This is a genomic window from Geodermatophilus sp. SYSU D00867 (assembly GCF_054050315.1).
The window spans coordinates 1-13,549 of the sequence record NZ_JBJGZC010000036.1 but is presented as its reverse complement, the minus strand read 5'-3'; the positions used below and the strand labels follow the sequence as shown (position 1 = coordinate 13,549).

Below are 13,549 nucleotides of genomic sequence, written 5' to 3'. Positions count from 1 at the left end.
GCGCGGCTTGGACGCGCAGAACCCCTCCACCGACACCGTGGTGGTCGGCCGCATCGGCCGGCCCCACGGTGTCCGTGGTGAGGCCACCGTCGAGGTCCGCACCGACGACCCCGGGAAGCGCTTCCGCCCCGGCGCCGTCCTGCGCACCGTCCCCGCCGAGCGCGGGCCGCTGACCGTCGCCGGCGCCCGCTGGCACCGCGAGGTGCTGCTGCTCGCGTTCGAGGGCTACGACAGCCGCGAGACCGTCGAGACCCTCCGCGACACCCTGCTCGAGGTCCCGCTCGCCGACCTCCCGGCGCTGGAGGACCCCGACGACTTCTACGACCACCAGCTCGTCGGCCTGGCCGCCCGGCTGACCGACGGCACGCCGCTGGGCGAGGTCACCGCGGTCCGCCACGAGGGCGCGGACCTGCTGGTCGTCGACCGCGGCGAGGCCGGCGAGCTGCTGGTCCCGTTCGTCACGGCGATCGTGCCGACCGTCGACGTGCCCGGCGGGTTCGTCGTCGTCGACCCGCCCGAGGGGCTGCTCGACCTGTGACCGACCCGTACCGCATCGACGTCGTCACGATCTTCCCGGAGTACCTGGCGCCGCTCCGGCAGTCGCTGCTCGGGAAGGCCGCCGAGCGCGGCCTGGTCGCCATCGGCGTGCACGACCTGCGGCAGTGGACCGACGACGTCCACCGCACCGTCGACGACGCCCCCTACGGCGGCGGCCCCGGCATGGTCATGCGCCCCGAGCCGTGGGCGCGCGCCCTGGAGGCCGTCCGCCCGCCCGGCACCCGCCTGGTCGTGCCCACGCCCGCCGGGCGCCCGTTCACCCAGGCCGTCGCCGCCGAGTGGGCCGCCGAGCCCGGGCTGGTGTTCGCCTGCGGCCGCTACGAGGGCATCGACCAGCGGGTGGCCGAGTGGGCCGCCGCGTCCGGGCCGGTGTCGGAGGTCTCGATCGGCGACTACGTGCTGGCCGGCGGCGAGTCCGCGGTGCTGGTGATGGTCGAGGCGGTCACCCGGCTGATCCCCGGCGTCGTCGGCAACCGCGAGTCGGTGGCGTTCGACTCGCACGCCGACGGGCTGCTCGAGGGCCCCTCCTACACCCGGCCGGCGTCCTGGCGCGGGCTGGACGTCCCGCCGGTACTACTCTCCGGCGACCACGCCGCGATCGCCCGCTGGCGCCGCGCGGAGTCGCTGCGGCGGACCGCGACCCGGCGTCCCGACCTGCTGGCCGCGCTGCCCGAGGACGCGCTGTCACCCGCCGACCGGGCGGTCCTCGATGGTGCCTGACCGCGCCTGGGTGCGTCCCACGGCGCGGGTCGTCGTCCTCGACCCCGACGGGCGGGTGCTGCTGCTCGGCGCCCGGCTGACCGACCCCGCCGTCCCGCCCGGCGACGTGCTGTTCTGGTACACGCCCGGCGGGGGAGTGGAGGACGGCGAGACCGTCCGCGAGGCCGCCGCCCGCGAGCTGGTCGAGGAGATCGGCCTGGTCGTCGACCCCGCGGCCCTCGAGGGCCCGGTGTGGTTCCGGCGGCACGTCGGCCCGTTCGCCGGCGTGCAGATCGACTCGCGGGAGACCTTCTTCGTCCTGCGCGACGTCGTCCACGAGGTGGACGCCACCGGCCGGACCGAGCTGGAGCTGCTCGGGGAGGAGCCGCACCGGTGGTGGACCGCCGCGGAGATCGCCGCGGCGGACGTGGAGTTCGCGCCCCGCGAGCTCGCCGCGGTGCTGCCCGAGCTGCTGGCCGGGCCGTGGCGCCGGCCACCCCGCGTGGTCGACTGACCGGCCCTGGGACCAGCCCGCCCCGGCCCGAGCTCGGCAGGGTGGCGCCCGTGTGGCACAGTAGAGAGTCGCTGCAGACCGGAGGCGCCGCCGACGGGCACTCCCCCCGGAGTCGCAGCCACCTGGTCCGGAGCGTGGGGCACCCCGATGCCCGGGCCGACGACGAGCCAACGCTGAGACCGAGGAATGCTGCGATGAACACCCTGGACGTACTCGACGCCGACTCGCTGCGCGACGACATCCCCGAGTTCCGCCCCGGGGACACCGTCAAGGTGCACGTCCGCGTCGTCGAGGGCAACCGCTCGCGCATCCAGGTCTTCCAGGGCGTCGTGATCCGGCGCCAGGGCGGCGGGATCCGCGAGACCTTCACCGTCCGCAAGGTCAGCTTCGGCGTGGGCGTGGAGCGCACCTTCCCGGTGCACACCCCGGTCGTCGAGAAGATCGAGGTGCTGACCCGCGGTGACGTCCGCCGGGCCAAGCTCTACTACCTGCGTGAGCTGCGCGGCAAGGCCGCCAAGATCAAGGAGCGTCGCGAGACCGTCGCGCGCTGACCGTCCCCGGCTCCGGCCGGACGACTCCGGGCCGGTCCGACCCGGCCTGACCACGGCGGGTCCTCCGCGGCCGTACGCTGGCTCCCGATGAGCAGCGATCGGTCCGGAGGGCCCGCCGACGTCGTCCCGGGGGACGACCCCACGCCCGAGCGGCCGGACACCGGTGGCCACCGCCGCACCTGGCGGCGGCGGGACGAGCCGGAGAAGAAGAGCTCGCTGCTGCGTGAGCTGCCGGTGCTGCTGCTCGTGGCCTTCGTACTCGCGCTGCTGGTGAAGACCTTCCTCGCGCAGGCCTTCTTCATCCCCTCCGGGTCGATGGAGCAGACGCTGCACGGCTGCACCGGCTGCACCGGGGACCGCGTCCTGGTCAACAAGGTCCCCTACTGGTTCGGCGATCCCGAGCCCGGTGACATCGTCGTCTTCGAGGGGCCGGACACCTGGACGCCCGAGGTCGAGGTCTCCGAGCCCTCGAACTGGTTCACCGGCGGGCTGCTGTGGCTGGGCCGGGCCGTCGGCGTGGCGCCGCCGAGCGAGGACGACTACGTCAAGCGCGTCATCGCCGTGGGCGGCCAGACCGTGCAGTGCTGCGACGCCGAGGGCCGGGTGACCGTCGACGGCGAGCCGCTCGACGAGCCCTACATCTACGAGGACACCCCGCTGGAGTCGCGCGCCTTCGGCCCCGTCACCGTGCCCGAGGGCCGGCTGTGGGTCATGGGGGACCACCGGTCGGCCTCGGCCGACTCCCGCTCGCACGTCGGCGACCGCTACGGCGGCACCGTCGCCGTCGACGACGTGATCGGCAAGGCCGCGCTGATCGTCTGGCCGGTGTCCCGGTTCGGCACGCTGGACTCCCCGGACATCCAGGGCACGGAGGCGGCCGCCGCCGCGGGCGCGGTCGGCCAGGTGCTCCCGCTGGGTGCGGGCCTCGCCGGCGCGCTGCCGGTCGCGGCGTGGAACCGCCGGCGCCGGCTGCGCCGCTCGCCCCCGGGCTGACCTCCACCCGCCTCCCGACGGCGCCGTCCCTCCCCGAGGGACGGCGCCGTCGTCTCTCGTGCACCATTCCCGCAAACGGCGTCCCCATGTCGACAAATGCGGAACGGTCACCTCTCCGGTTTCTCGTGTGACGGGAGCTACCAATACCGGGTGCGGAGAAAATCCCCAGGAAGTGTTCAAGGACCGCGCCATTCATCCCGATGGAGTAGTCGAGAGCAACCCGGTCCACCGAAATGGAGAAAGTCGTGTCCGCACCCCTGGCGAGCGCTGCCCGAGGCGTCACCCGCGTGCTCCTCCTCGCCGACGCCCCCGTCCTGCGGCGCGGCCTGGTCAGCATGATCAACGAGACCGCCGGCATGCAGTCGGTGGGCACCCCCGGCGAGCTGCGCCGCGCCCTCACCCTCGTCGAGACCGCCCGGCCCGACGCCGTGGTCGTCGAGATGGGCGCCGGCCGCGCCGCCACCCTCAACGTCGTCCGCGACCTGCGCCGCCGCTTCCCGCGGGTCGCCGTCGTCGCCCTCGCGACCTCGGAGGACCCGGCCGTGGTCAACGAGGCCGTCGCCGCCGGTGTCCGCGGCTACCTGATGCTCAACACCTCGCCGACCCTGCTCGGCTGGGCGATCCTGGCCGCCCGCGCCGGCCGGACCGTCGTCGACCCGCAGATCCGCCGCGTCGAGCCCGCCGCCGCCCCGGTCGGCAAGCCGCTGACCCCCGAGGTGCCGCTCACCCGGCGCGAGCAGGACGTCCTCGACGAGCTGCTGCAGGGCCAGTCCAACCGGCAGATCGGCCGCAACCTGTTCATCAGCGAGGACACCGTCAAGTCGCACGTGAAGGCGATCCTGCGCAAGCTCGGCGCCCGCGACCGCGCGCACGCCGTCTCGCTGGTCCTGTCCTCCCGCTCCTCCGGCACCTGCACCTGCGGCGCCCACGCGCTGACCGCCCCCGCCCCGGCTCCGGCCGAGGTCTGATCCCGGCGCCCGGGCCCGGCAGCACCGCGCCGGGTCCGGCGCCCCCGGCCGGCCGTCCGCCTCCTCGGCGGCCGGACCGGGACGACGGGCCGGCCCCCTCTGACCCCGGGGGCCGGCCCGCCGCCGTCTGCGCGCCGGCCCGTCCTGCCGTCCCGGGGGCGGGTCGTGTCCCCGGGGCGTCGTAGTGTCGGACGGCGATGGCAGGCCGTCCTCCCCCCGCTCACCGGGCCGCCGCGACGCCGGTCCACCGCACCCGCCGTACGGACCCCGCCGGCGACCCGGGCCGCGACGACTCGCTCTGGGACATGGAGCGGTCGCTGCGCCGGCGCGGCTTCTCCGCCGTCGCCGGCGCCGACGAGGCCGGCCGCGGCGCGTGCGCCGGGCCGCTGGTCGCCGCCGCGTGCGTGCTCCCCGCCGGCCGCCGCGGACGGGTCCCCGGGCTGGCCGACTCCAAGCTCCTGACCGCCGCGGCGCGGGAGCGGGTCTACGCCGAGGTCGTCGACCGCGCGCTGTCCTGGTCGGTCGTGGTCGTCCCGGTCGCCGACCTCGACGCGCGCGGCATGCACGTCACCAACCTCGAGGCGCTGCGCCGCGCGGTCAGCGCGCTGGACCCGCCGGCGGACTACGTGCTCACCGACGGGTTCTCCGTGCCCGGCCTCGGGGTGCCGGCCCTGGCCGTGTGGAAGGGCGACCGGGTCGCCGCCTGCGTGGCCGCGGCGTCGGTGCTGGCCAAGGTGACCCGGGACCGGATCATGCTCGACGTGCACGAGCGCTTCCCCGAGTACGACTTCGCGGTGCACAAGGGCTACACGACCGAGGCGCACACCGCCGCGCTGGAGCGTCACGGGCCCTGTCCCGAGCACCGGTCGCGCTTCGTCAACGTCGTCCGCGCCCGCGACGCGCGCGCCGTCCGGGAACTCCAGCTCACCGCTGCCGGCGGCATGGTCGATGATGGGGGCATGCGCACGATCTCCGGAGAGCCGCGATGAGCACCGAGGACCTGGAGAAGTACGAGACCGAGATGGAGCTGCAGCTCTATCGCGAGTACCGGGACATCGTCCGGCAGTTCACCTACGTGGTGGAGACCGAGCGGCGCTTCTACCTGGCCAACGCCGTCGACCTGCAGGTCCGCGAGGCCGGCGGCGAGGTGTTCTTCGAGCTCAAGCTGTCCGACGCCTGGGTCTGGGACATGTACCGGCCGGCGCGGTTCGTCCGCAACGTGCGGGTGCTGACGTTCAAGGACGTCAACGTCGAGGAGCTGGACAAGCCCGACCTCGAGCTGCCCGACGGGCCCCGCATCACCTGATCGCATCCGCACGCCCGGGAGACTGACCGCCCGGGCCGACGGGACCGCCCGCGCCGTCCACAGCCCGGGCCGCCGTCCACAGACCGCCGTGCCGGACCGTGCCGGGCGCCCGCCCGGGTCACGGTCGGCGGGTGTCCACGAGAACCGAACTCGGCAGCCGCGGGGAGACCATCGCCGCGGCCTACCTCACCGACGCCGGGCTGGCCGTCCTCGACCGCAACTGGCGGTGCCGCGACGGCGAGCTCGACATCGTCGCCCGCGAGGGCGCGGCCATCGTCTTCTGCGAGGTCAAGACCCGCCGGGCCACCGGCTTCGGCCACCCCGTCGAGGCGGTGACCGCGGCCAAGCAGCGGCGGCTGCGCACGCTGGCCCAGCGGTGGCTGGCCGCCCACGACGAGCACGCGCCCGACCTGCGCTTCGACGTCGTCGGCGTGCTGGTGCGCCCGGCCGCGCCAGCGCTGGTCACCCACCTGCGCGGGGCGTTCTCGTGACGCTCGCCCGCACCTGGTCGGTCGGGCTGGCCGGGGTGTCCGGTGCGATGGTCGAGGTCGAGGTGGACATGTCCGCCGGCGTCCCCGGCGTGGCGCTCGTCGGCCTGCCCGACGCCGTGGTGCGCCAGTCGGTCGACCGCGTCCGCGCGGCCGTGGTCAACACCGGGGCGTCCTGGCCGATGCGCCGGATCACCATCGGGCTGTCGCCGGCGTCGATGCCCAAGCAGGGCAGCGGCTTCGACCTCGCGCTGGCCGCCGCCGTGCTCGCCGCGGCCGGCACGCTCCCGTCCGACGCCGCCGACGGGCTGGTGCTGCTCGGCGAGCTCGGGCTCGACGGCTCGGTGCGCGCGGTGCGCGGCGTCCTGCCCGCCGTGCTGGCCGCCGCCCGGGCCGGGCACGGCACCGTCGTCGTCCCGGCCGGCAACGCGGAGGAGGCGGCGCTGGTCGACGGCGTCGACGTCCTCGCCGCACGCACCCTCGGCGACCTGGTGGCCCACCTGTCCGGGCGCGCCCGGCTGACGCCGCACGCCCGCGGGCCGCTGCCCCCGCCGGCACCGGCGCCGGACCTCGGCGACGTCGTCGGCCAGGCCGCGGGCCGGCGCGCGGTGGAGGTGGCCGCGGCCGGCGGGCACCACCTGCTCCTCACCGGGCCGCCGGGGGCGGGGAAGACGATGCTCGCCGAGCGGCTGCCCGGCCTGCTGCCCGTCCTCGACGAGCGGGCCGCGCTCGAGGTCACCGCCATCCACTCGGTCGCCGGCACGCTGCCTCCGGACGCGCCGCTGCTCAGCCGGCCGCCGTTCGAGGCGCCGCACCACTCGGCCACGATGGCCGCCCTCGTCGGCGGCGGGTCGGGCGCCATCCGTCCCGGCGCGCTGTGCCGCGCCCACCGCGGCGTGCTGTTCCTGGACGAGGCGCCGGAGTTCGCCCGGGCGACCCTGGACACGCTGCGCCAGCCCCTCGAGCGCGGCCAGGTCACGATCAGCCGGGCCGCCGGGTCGGCGACCTTCCCGTGCCGCGCCCAGCTGGTGCTCGCCGCCAACCCGTGCCCGTGCGCCAGCGCGGCCGGTGACTCCGTCTGCACCTGCAGCCCGCTGGAGCGCCGCCGGTACCGGTCCCGGCTGTCCGGCCCGCTGCTGGACCGCATCGACCTGCGCATCGAGCTGCCGCCGGTCACCCGCGCCGCCTGGCTGGACACCCGTGCGGCCCCCGAGCCGACCGCCGAGGTGGCGGCCCGCGTCGCCGCCGCCCGCGGAGCCGCCGCCGCCCGGCTGCGCGGCACCGGCCTGCTGCTCAACAGCCAGGTGCCCGGGCGGCTGCTGCGGGAGCGCTGGGCGGTGCCGCGGCCGGCGCTGGCGCTGGCCGAGCGCGCGCTGGACCGCGGCCTGCTGTCGGTGCGCGGGCTGGACCGCGTGCTGCGGGTGTCCTGGACGCTGGCCGACCTCGCCGGTCGGGCGGTCCCCGACGGCGGCGACGTGGCCGAGGCGCTGGGCATGCGGCTGCAGCGGGTGGCGGCGTGACCGCCCCGGCCCTCGAGGAGGACCTCGAGGACGCGCTCGCCGGCCCGGCCGCGGTCGACGGGGTGGCCGTCCCGGGCATCCGGCGCGCCCGCGCCTGGCTGACCCGCGCCGCGGAGCCGGGCTCGGTGGCGCTGTGGCGGTGGGTCGACGACGTCGGCCCGGTCGCGGCGGTGCGCGCCCTGCGGGCCGGGACGGCGCCCGAGCGGGCCCGCGCCCTGGTCGGCGTGCGCGCCGAGCAGGACGCCACCCTCGCCGACCTCCGCCGGGCGGAGCGGTGCGGGGCCCGGCTGGTGGTCCCCGAGGACGACGAGTGGCCCGCGCTGCCGCTGCACGCGCTGACCGTCGCCGCGCACACCGACGGCGACGGCGAGGGCCGGCGCGACCGGACCACCGCGCTCGTGCCGCCGGTCGCCCTGTGGGTGCGCGGGGACCCGCCGCTCGGGCCGACCGTCGACCGCTCCGTGGCCGTCGTCGGCGCGCGGGCGTCCACGGCCTACGGCGAGCACGTGGCCGCCGACCTCGGCGCGCAGCTGGGGGAGCGCGGCTGGACGGTCGTCTCCGGCGGTGCCTACGGCATCGACGTCGCCGCCCACCGCGGCGCCCTGGCCGCGGGTGCCCCCACCGTGGTGGTGCTCGCCTGCGGGGTCGACCGGGCCTACCCGGCCGCCCACTCCGCGCTGTTCGAGCGCATCGTCAGCGGCGGCGGCCTGCTGGTCAGCGAGTGGCCGCCGGGCGCGGCTCCGCACCGGCACCGCTTCCTCGTCCGCAACCGGATCATCGCCGGGCTCACCCGCGGCACCGTGGTGGTCGAGGCCGCGGCCCGCTCCGGCGCGCAGGCCACCGCCCGGCGCGCCCGCGCGCTGGGCAAGGAGGTGCTCGTCGTGCCCGGCCCCGTGACGAGCGCGATGTCGGTCGGCTGCCACGAGCTGCTGCGGGAGCAGGAGTCCGGCGCGCGGCTGGTCAGCAACGCCGCGCAGGTCGTCGAGGCGGTCGGCAGCCTCGGGGACGACCTGGCCGCTCCGGAGCGACGGCCCACGTTCCCCCGCGACGGCCTGTCCGACCTGGCCCGCCGGGTGCTCGACGCCTGCCCGGTGCGGACCGGCGTGAGCGCCGAGCGGCTGGCCGCGGTCGCCGGCTGCGACCCGCTGGAGGCCATGCGGGTGCTGCCCGGCCTGGAGGTCGCCGACCTCGTGCAGTGGACCGGCACCGGCTGGCGGCTGGCCCCACCACCGCGCACGGGACGCGGCGGGTGACCCGGCGGCCGGTCCCCGGGGGCTCGCCTCCCGGGCGCTGAGGGGCCGGCCCGCCCGCACCGGTCGTGGGCGACCGGACGGCGCGGCGGCTTGACCCACGGACGGTGCCGTCGGACGGTCGGAGAGTGACCGCCCGGACCGCCGACGCCCGCGCCGCGCTGCCGCCGGCGCTCACGGCCGCGCTCGAGGGCTACGAGGACGCGCTGCGGCACGAGCGGGACCTGTCCGAGCACACCGTCCGCGGCTACGTCACCGACGCCGTCTGGCTGCTCGACCACCTCGCCCGCCGCGGCGGCACGCGGGTCGACGAGCTGGACCTCGCCGCGCTGCGCAGCTGGCTGGCCCAGGGCCGCACGCGCGGCGCCAGCCGCGCGACCACCGCCCGCCGCGCCGCCGCCGCCCGCTCGTTCACCGCCTGGCTGCGCCGCTCGGGGCACACCCCCGAGGACGTCGGCCTGCGGCTGGTCAGCCCCAAGGCGCACCGGACGCTGCCCGACGTGCTCGCCCCCGACCAGGCCCGCGCCGTCGTCGAGTCCACCGCCGGCGCCGACGACCCCGTGGGCCTGCGCGACGCCGTCGTCCTCGAGCTGCTGTACGCCAGCGGCATCCGGGTCAGCGAGCTGGTCGGCCTCGACGTCGACGACGTCGACCGCGGCCGCCGGCTGCTGCGGGTCCTCGGCAAGGGCCGCAAGGAGCGCAGCGTGCCCTACGGCGCACCGGCCGAGCGGGCGCTCGACGCCTGGCTGACCCGGGGCCGCCCGGCGCTGGCCACCTCCGACTCCGGCCCGGCGCTGCTGCTCGGCCGGCGCGGGCGGCGGCTGGACCCGCGCGAGGCCCGCCGGACCGTGCACGCCGCGGTGGCCCGCGCGCCGGGCGCGCCCGACGTCGGCCCGCACGGGCTGCGGCACTCCGCGGCCACCCACGTCCTGGAGGGCGGCGCCGACCTGCGCTCCGTCCAGGAGCTGCTCGGCCACGCTAGCCTCGCGACGACGCAGATCTACACGCACGTGACCGTCGAGCGGCTGCGTGCGGTGCACGCCCAGGCGCACCCGCGGGCCTGAGCCGAGCGCCCACCCGAACGACCGTCCCCGGGTCCGGCAGGACCCCAGCCACCACGAAGCGGGAGACCCGACGTGCCCGAGGCCACCATCCACCGGATCGGCGGCGAGTCCGAGGAGGACGCCGACGCCGCGCTGGCCGAGCTGTGGGCGCAGTACGTCGCCGACCGCGCCCCCGAGCTGCGCGACCGGCTGATCCTGCACTACGCGCCGCTGGTCAAGTACGTCGCCGGCCGGGTCGGCAGCGGCCTGCCGGCGCACGTCGAGCAGGCCGACCTGGTCTCCTACGGCACCTTCGGGCTCATCGACGCGATCACCCGCTACCAGCCCTCGCGCGAGGTCAAGTTCGAGAGCTACGCGATGTCCCGCATCCGCGGCGCGATCATCGACGAGCTGCGCAGCACCGACTGGATCCCGCGGTCGGTGCGGATGCGCGCCCGGCAGTTCGAGCGGACGGTCGCCACGCTGGAGAACCAGCTCCAGCGCAGCCCGACCGACGAGGAGATCGCCGCGGCGATGGAGATGGACGTCGAGGACGTGCGCAAGTTCCTCGGCCAGCTCTCCCTGGTCAACGTCGTCGCCCTCGACGAGCTGCTCACCGACGACGACGGCGGCGCGCCCCGGCTGGTCGACACGCTGCAGGACGCCAACGCCCTCGACCCGCAGGCGATGGCCGAGCACGGCGAGGCCCGCCAGCTGCTCGCCCGCGCCGTCGAGCAGCTGCCCGAGCGGGAGAAGGTCGTCGTCAGCCTCTACTACTTCGAGGGCCTGACGCTGGCCGACATCGGCCGCGTCCTCGGCGTCACCGAGAGCCGCATCTGCCAGCTGCACACCAAGGCCGTGCTGCACCTGCGCACCAAGCTCGCCGACATCGCCTGAGCCGCCGGTGGTGCTCGAGCACGCGCTCCTCCCGGTCCGCCCGGGCCGGGAGGAGGAGTTCGAGGCGGCCTTCGGGCGCGCGCGGCCGCTCGTCGAGGCGTCTCCGGGGTTCCGCTCCCTGCGGCTGTCCCGCTGCCTCGAGCGCCCGGGGACCTACCTGCTGCTGGTCGAGTGGGACCGGCTGGAGGACCACACCGAGGGGTTCCGGGGCTCGGTCGCCTACCGGGAGTGGAAGGCGCTGCTGCACTCCTTCTACGACCCGTTCCCGGTGGTCGAGCACTTCACCGACGTGGTGGCGACCGGGGATCAGGCCGCGACGCGGCGCCGCAGCGCGGCCTCGATCGGCCCGGACAGGAACAGCAGGAACATCGCCCAGTAGTGCACGCCCGGCAGCAGCGTGCCGGCCAGGAGGGCGACGAGGAACAGCCCGCTGGCGACCAGTGACGGCCACGGGGGTCCGACCGGGGCGGCGGCGTCGCGGCGCAGGGCGGGGCGCCGCCACAGCAGCAGGCTGATCGCCGTGAGGCAGAACGAGCTCAGCGTGATGGTGCCGATGTAGAGCGCCACCGCGGGCCGGTCGGTGCCGTAGCGGGCCGACACCTGGGTGGCGAAGGGCAGCAGGACGATCGTCAGGATCCACAGCAGGTTGGCGGTGAGGAACGCCTGGTCGTAGGACCCCACGGTCTCGACCACCCGGTGGTGGACCAGCCAGAGCCGCGCGATCACGACGAAGCTGAGGAAGAACGCGCCGATCTGTGACGACTCGTCGGCCAGCAGCGTGCCGAGGCCGGTCCGCGGCTCCGCGCCGTCGAGCAGCTCGGTCAGCGGCAGCACCAGCAGGGTGATGGCGATGGCGACGACCGCGTCGAGGAACGCGACGAAACGGTCGAGGCCCCGTTCGGTCTGCACCCCGCGCAGGCTAGGGGCGGCGGCCGGTCCGGCAGCGGTCCCCGCGCGTCACCCGAGCGGCAGCAGGCGCACGCGCGGCGGGCGCAGCAGCGACAGCGGGTCCAGGTACACCTCGCCGCGCCGCAGACCCCAGTGGAGGCAGGCGGCGGCCGGGCAGCCGGCGTGCCCGGCCGCCAGGGTCCCGAGCGGGGAGCCGCGGGCGACGCGCTGCCCGGCCGCGACGGCGGGGTCGACCGGCTCGTAGGTCGTCCGCAGCCCGTCGGCGTGGTCGACGCTCACCACCGGCCGGCCCGCCACCTGCCCGGCGAAGACGACGACGCCGTCCCCGGCCGCCACCACGACGTCACCGGCGGCGCCGGCGAGGTCCGCGCCGCGGTGCCCGGGGCCGTAGGGCGAGGGCGGGGGAGCGAACGGCCGGGTGACGACCGGCGGCCCGCCCAGCGGTGCGGTCCAGGCGGGGACGGCGGGAACGCCCGGCTCCGCGACGGCGGGCGCCGGCCCGAGCAGGGCGGCGCAGGCCAGCAGGAGGACGAGCAGCGGGCGGGCGGGCACGCCGCCGAGGCTCCCCGCCGGGGGGCCGCAGCGGGCCCCCGGCAGCGCACCTGTGGACGGCCCGGGCACGGGGGAGGAGCGGTCCCGCCCGGCGCGTATGCTGTCCGGTGCGACCCGCCGTGCTGGCGGGTCGACTCCGCGCGTCCTCCACCCGCCAGCACGGCGGGGCAGCCCCACCTCGGTCCCGGTCCACCCGGGTCGGTGGCGCCGCGGGACGCCAGGGCGGGACACCACCCGGTGCCCGCGTCAACCGAGGAGCGCGGCCGCCGAGCGGCCGCGCGCGAGCACGAGAGGCTGCGCCCCCATGGCAGTCGTCAGCATGAAGCAGCTGCTCGACAGCGGCGTCCACTTCGGGCACCAGACCCGTCGCTGGAACCCGAAGATGAAGCGCTTCATCTTCACCGAGCGCAACGGCATCTACATCATCGACCTGCAGCAGACGCTCGGGTACATCGACTCGGCCTACGAGTTCGTCAAGCAGACGGTCTCGCACGGCGGCACGATCCTGTTCGTCGGCACCAAGCGCCAGGCGCAGGAGGTCGTCGCCGAGCAGGCGCAGCGCGTCGGCATGCCCTACGTCAACCAGCGCTGGCTGGGCGGCATGCTCACCAACTTCTCCACCGTCCACAAGCGGCTCCAGCGGCTCAAGGAGCTCGAGGACATGGAGCAGACCGGCGTGATGGCCGGCCTGTCCAAGAAGGAGCAGCTGGGCCTGACCCGCGAGAAGGCCAAGCTCGAGCGCAGCCTCGGCGGCATCCGCGACATGCAGAAGGTGCCCAGCGCCATCTGGATCGTGGACACCAAGAAGGAGCACATCGCCGTCGGCGAGGCCCGCAAGCTGGGCATCCCGGTCGTCGCGATCCTCGACACCAACTGCGACCCCGACGAGGTCGACTACAAGATCCCGGGCAACGACGACGCGATCCGCGCCATCAACGTCCTGACCCGCGTGATCGCCGACGCCGTCGCGGACGGCCTCATGGCCCGCTCGGCCGCGCAGGCCAACGCCGGCCGCGAGGACGGCGCCGAGCAGGCCATCGGTGGCGACGAGCCGCTGCCGGACTGGGAGCGCGAGCTGCTGACCGGTGGCGCCGAGACCGCGACCGAGCAGCCCTCGGACACCTCCGCCACCGCCCCGGCCCCCACCGCCGGCGAGGCCTGAGAACTCCCGCACCGCCCGGCCGCACCGCGCGTGCGGCCGGGCGGGGCGCCGCCCGCGGGGGGCCTCGGGTCGCCCACCCCTACTCACCGACGCGGTAGTGTCATTCGTGCCTTCAACGCCGGCGCCGTAAACCCGCTCC

Annotated in this window: 17 protein-coding genes; 15 read left to right on the top strand and 2 right to left on the bottom strand. The window is 76.3% G+C overall.

Features of this window, described 5'->3' with window-relative positions; all coding sequences use genetic code 11:
• The first annotated feature begins 7 nt into the window (after nucleotides 1-7).
• The 14 genes from rimM to ACI8AK_RS22510 all read left to right on the top strand — a co-directional run bounded on the left by rimM (nucleotide 8) and on the right by ACI8AK_RS22510 (nucleotide 11,166).
• Nucleotides 8-538 (top strand): ribosome maturation factor RimM, encoded by a 531-nt coding sequence (gene rimM / locus ACI8AK_RS22575; protein WP_456902628.1) that lies wholly within the window; start codon nucleotides 8-10, stop codon nucleotides 536-538.
• Complete coding sequence (gene trmD, locus ACI8AK_RS22570) at nucleotides 535-1,278, top strand: tRNA (guanosine(37)-N1)-methyltransferase TrmD (protein WP_387993442.1); 744 nt, start codon at nucleotides 535-537, stop codon at nucleotides 1,276-1,278. The genes rimM and trmD overlap by 4 nt, the downstream gene beginning before the upstream one ends.
• The gene (locus ACI8AK_RS22565; protein WP_456958107.1) at nucleotides 1,268-1,771 is read left to right on the top strand and encodes an NUDIX hydrolase; all 504 of its coding nucleotides are present in this window, start codon (nucleotides 1,268-1,270) and stop codon (nucleotides 1,769-1,771) included. The genes trmD and ACI8AK_RS22565 overlap by 11 nt, the downstream gene beginning before the upstream one ends.
• A 194-nt stretch (nucleotides 1,772-1,965) precedes the next feature.
• A complete protein-coding gene (rplS, locus tag ACI8AK_RS22560; protein ID WP_387993438.1) occupies nucleotides 1,966-2,322 on the top strand; it encodes a 50S ribosomal protein L19 in 357 nt (118 codons plus the stop codon).
• 87 nt (nucleotides 2,323-2,409) lie between these two features.
• The gene (gene lepB / locus ACI8AK_RS22555; protein WP_387993435.1) at nucleotides 2,410-3,315 is read left to right on the top strand and encodes a signal peptidase I; all 906 of its coding nucleotides are present in this window, start codon (nucleotides 2,410-2,412) and stop codon (nucleotides 3,313-3,315) included.
• Between the two features lie 245 nt (nucleotides 3,316-3,560).
• Nucleotides 3,561-4,283 (top strand): LuxR C-terminal-related transcriptional regulator, encoded by a 723-nt coding sequence (locus ACI8AK_RS22550; protein WP_387993432.1) that lies wholly within the window; start codon nucleotides 3,561-3,563, stop codon nucleotides 4,281-4,283.
• A gap of 197 nt (nucleotides 4,284-4,480) precedes the next feature.
• Complete coding sequence (locus tag ACI8AK_RS22545) at nucleotides 4,481-5,272, top strand: ribonuclease HII (protein ID WP_387993429.1); 792 nt, start codon at nucleotides 4,481-4,483, stop codon at nucleotides 5,270-5,272.
• Nucleotides 5,269-5,589 (top strand): DUF2469 domain-containing protein, encoded by a 321-nt coding sequence (locus ACI8AK_RS22540; RefSeq protein WP_387993427.1) that lies wholly within the window; start codon nucleotides 5,269-5,271, stop codon nucleotides 5,587-5,589. The genes ACI8AK_RS22545 and ACI8AK_RS22540 overlap by 4 nt, the downstream gene beginning before the upstream one ends.
• A gap of 131 nt (nucleotides 5,590-5,720) precedes the next feature.
• A complete protein-coding gene (locus ACI8AK_RS22535) occupies nucleotides 5,721-6,080 on the top strand; it encodes a YraN family protein (RefSeq protein WP_387993424.1) in 360 nt (119 codons plus the stop codon).
• Nucleotides 6,077-7,597 (top strand): YifB family Mg chelatase-like AAA ATPase, encoded by a 1,521-nt coding sequence (locus ACI8AK_RS22530; RefSeq protein WP_456958105.1) that lies wholly within the window; start codon nucleotides 6,077-6,079, stop codon nucleotides 7,595-7,597. Before ACI8AK_RS22535 ends, ACI8AK_RS22530 begins: the two co-directional genes overlap by 4 nt.
• The gene (gene dprA, locus ACI8AK_RS22525; protein ID WP_456958104.1) at nucleotides 7,594-8,850 is read left to right on the top strand and encodes a DNA-processing protein DprA; all 1,257 of its coding nucleotides are present in this window, start codon (nucleotides 7,594-7,596) and stop codon (nucleotides 8,848-8,850) included. Before ACI8AK_RS22530 ends, dprA begins: the two co-directional genes overlap by 4 nt.
• Nucleotides 8,851-8,975: 125 nt before the next feature.
• Nucleotides 8,976-9,911 (top strand): tyrosine recombinase, encoded by a 936-nt coding sequence (locus tag ACI8AK_RS22520; RefSeq protein WP_387993416.1) that lies wholly within the window; start codon nucleotides 8,976-8,978, stop codon nucleotides 9,909-9,911.
• 72 nt (nucleotides 9,912-9,983) lie between these two features.
• Nucleotides 9,984-10,787, top strand: a complete 804-nt coding sequence (gene whiG / locus ACI8AK_RS22515; protein WP_387993413.1) for an RNA polymerase sigma factor WhiG — start codon at nucleotides 9,984-9,986, stop codon at nucleotides 10,785-10,787.
• A 7-nt stretch (nucleotides 10,788-10,794) separates the two neighbouring features.
• Nucleotides 10,795-11,166, top strand: a complete 372-nt coding sequence (locus ACI8AK_RS22510; protein WP_456958102.1) for an antibiotic biosynthesis monooxygenase family protein — start codon at nucleotides 10,795-10,797, stop codon at nucleotides 11,164-11,166.
• On the opposite strand, the gene ACI8AK_RS22505 is transcribed toward ACI8AK_RS22510, so the two are convergent.
• On the bottom strand, nucleotides 11,094-11,696 hold the full coding sequence (locus ACI8AK_RS22505; RefSeq protein ID WP_456902632.1) for a TMEM175 family protein: 603 nt from the start codon (nucleotides 11,694-11,696) through the stop codon (nucleotides 11,094-11,096). The two genes, ACI8AK_RS22510 and ACI8AK_RS22505, sit on opposite strands and share 73 nt — an antisense overlap.
• A 48-nt stretch (nucleotides 11,697-11,744) precedes the next feature.
• Nucleotides 11,745-12,248, bottom strand: coding sequence for a M23 family metallopeptidase (locus tag ACI8AK_RS22500; protein WP_456958101.1), 504 nt, complete (start codon nucleotides 12,246-12,248; stop codon nucleotides 11,745-11,747).
• Between the two features lie 304 nt (nucleotides 12,249-12,552).
• Here ACI8AK_RS22500 and rpsB point away from each other — a divergent pair, with 304 nt between their 5' ends.
• A complete protein-coding gene (rpsB, locus tag ACI8AK_RS22495) occupies nucleotides 12,553-13,410 on the top strand; it encodes a 30S ribosomal protein S2 (RefSeq protein ID WP_387993402.1) in 858 nt (285 codons plus the stop codon).
• The last annotated feature ends 139 nt before the right edge of the window (nucleotides 13,411-13,549 follow it).

What these genes read in the sequence shown, in the direction of transcription:
- ACI8AK_RS22565 (WP_456958107.1), top strand. Translation starts at nt 1,268, where the DNA reads ATGGTGCCTGACCGCGCCTGGGTGCGTCCCACGGCGCGGGTCGTCGTC.
- lepB (WP_387993435.1), top strand. Translation starts at nt 2,410, where the DNA reads ATGAGCAGCGATCGGTCCGGAGGGCCCGCCGACGTCGTCCCGGGGGAC.
- ACI8AK_RS22545 (WP_387993429.1), top strand. Translation starts at nt 4,481, where the DNA reads ATGGCAGGCCGTCCTCCCCCCGCTCACCGGGCCGCCGCGACGCCGGTC.
- rpsB (WP_387993402.1), top strand. Translation starts at nt 12,553, where the DNA reads ATGGCAGTCGTCAGCATGAAGCAGCTGCTCGACAGCGGCGTCCACTTC.
- ACI8AK_RS22540 (WP_387993427.1), top strand. Translation starts at nt 5,269, where the DNA reads ATGAGCACCGAGGACCTGGAGAAGTACGAGACCGAGATGGAGCTGCAG.
- rplS (WP_387993438.1), top strand. Translation starts at nt 1,966, where the DNA reads ATGAACACCCTGGACGTACTCGACGCCGACTCGCTGCGCGACGACATC.